Below are 1,788 nucleotides of genomic sequence, written 5' to 3'. Positions count from 1 at the left end.
CCGCCAGCCACGACGAGGTCATCTCCGGCGTCTCGTCGCTGGCCGTCCCCATCCGGGTTCCGGGCGGACGGCCGGCGGCGCTTGCTGTCGTATATATCCGCGCGGCCCAGGATCCCGGGGAGGTGGCCGCTGCCCTGGCCGCAAGCGCCCGGCGCATCGAGTCCCAGCTGGGCTGACGCGCACCGCAACTCCCCCGCCGCCCTGCAAAGCTTCCTCCGGGGAATGCTTGACAAGCCGTCCGGTCTCAGGCAGTTTGTATCGTATACGATTGCATGCTCAATGAGGAGGATCATTCCCATGGCTGAGCACTACATCCCAGACGACCTCCCGGCGCGTATCCGCCACTACATCGACGGCGAATTCGTCGATTCCGTCAGCGGCAAAACCTTTGATGTCCTGGACCCGGTGTCCAACACCAACTACGCCACCGCGGCCGCCGGCCAGAAAGAGGACATCGACCTCGCCGTCGCCGCCGCCCGGAAGGCCTTCACAACCGGGCCGTGGCCGAAGATGAAGCCCCGGGAACGCGCCCGCATCCTGAACCGGATCGCCGACGCCGTCGAGGCCCAGGAGACACGCCTCGCGCAGCTGGAGACCTTCGACACGGGCCTGCCCATCACCCAGGCCAAAGGCCAGGCGCTGCGCGCGGCGGAGAACTTCCGCTTCTTCGCCGACCTGATCGTGGCCCAGTTCGACGACGCCATGAAGGTCCCCGGCGCCCAGATCAACTACGTCAACCGCAAGCCGATCGGCGTCGCCGGGCTCATCACCCCGTGGAACACCCCGTTCATGCTGGAATCCTGGAAACTCGCCCCGGCCCTGGCCACCGGCAACTGCGTGGTGCTCAAACCGGCCGAATTCACCCCGCTCTCCGCCTCGCTGTGGGCGCAGATCTTCAAGGACGCCGGCCTCCCCGACGGCGTCTTCAACCTCGTCAACGGCCTCGGCGAGGAAGCCGGCGACGCGCTCGTGAAGCACCCCGACGTCCCGCTGATCTCCTTCACCGGCGAAACCACCACCGGCCAGACGATCTTCCGCAACGCCGCGGCGAACCTCAAAGGCCTCTCCATGGAGCTCGGCGGCAAGAGCCCGGCGGTCATCTTCGCCGACGCCGACCTCGACGCCGCGATCGACTCCACGCTGTTCGGGGTCTTCTCCCTCAACGGGGAACGCTGCACCGCCGGCTCCCGCATCCTGGTGGAACGCGGCATCTATGACGAATTCTGCGGGAAGTACGCCGCCCGGGCGAAGAACATCGTGGTCGGCGACCCGCACGACCCCAAGACCGAGGTCGGCGCCCTGGTCCACCCCGAGCACTACGCCAAGGTCGCCTCCTACGTGGAAATCGGCAAAACCGAAGGCCGGCTGCTCGCCGGCGGCGGCCGCCCGGAGGGGTTTCCGACCGGCAACTACATCGCCCCCACAGTCTTCGCCGACGTCGCCCCGGACGCCCGGATCTTCCAGGAGGAAATCTTCGGCCCCGTCGTCGCCATCACCCCGTTCGACACCGACGACGAAGCCCTCGCCCTCGCGAACAACACCAGGTACGGGCTCGCGGCCTACATCTGGACCCAGAACCTGACCCGCGCGCACAACTTCTCCCAAAACGTCGAAGCCGGCATGGTCTGGCTCAACAGCCACAACGTCCGCGACCTCCGCACCCCCTTCGGCGGCGTCAAAGCCTCCGGACTCGGCCACGAAGGCGGCTACCGCTCCATCGACTTCTACACCGACCAGCAAGCCGTCCACATCACCCTCGGCCCCGTCCACACCCCCAAATTCGGCGCC

1 protein-coding gene and 1 pseudogene are annotated in these 1,788 nt (G+C 67.3%); both read left to right on the top strand.

The features are described 5' to 3' along the window. Positions 1–176 (top strand): annotated as a pseudogene (locus K789_RS0101490) (ArsR family transcriptional regulator); the annotation flags it as partial. Between the two features lie 121 nt (positions 177–297). After that, the coding region (gene hpaE / locus K789_RS0101485; RefSeq protein ID WP_029704246.1) for a 5-carboxymethyl-2-hydroxymuconate semialdehyde dehydrogenase at positions 298–1,788 on the top strand (1,491 nt) is incomplete at its 3' end.

The organism is Arthrobacter sp. TB 26, from assembly GCF_000427315.1.
In the GTDB taxonomy this organism is placed as follows: Bacteria; Actinomycetota; Actinomycetes; order Actinomycetales; family Micrococcaceae; genus Arthrobacter.
Note: the sequence above shows the minus strand (reverse complement) of the source record. Positions and strands in the feature narration are given on the sequence as shown.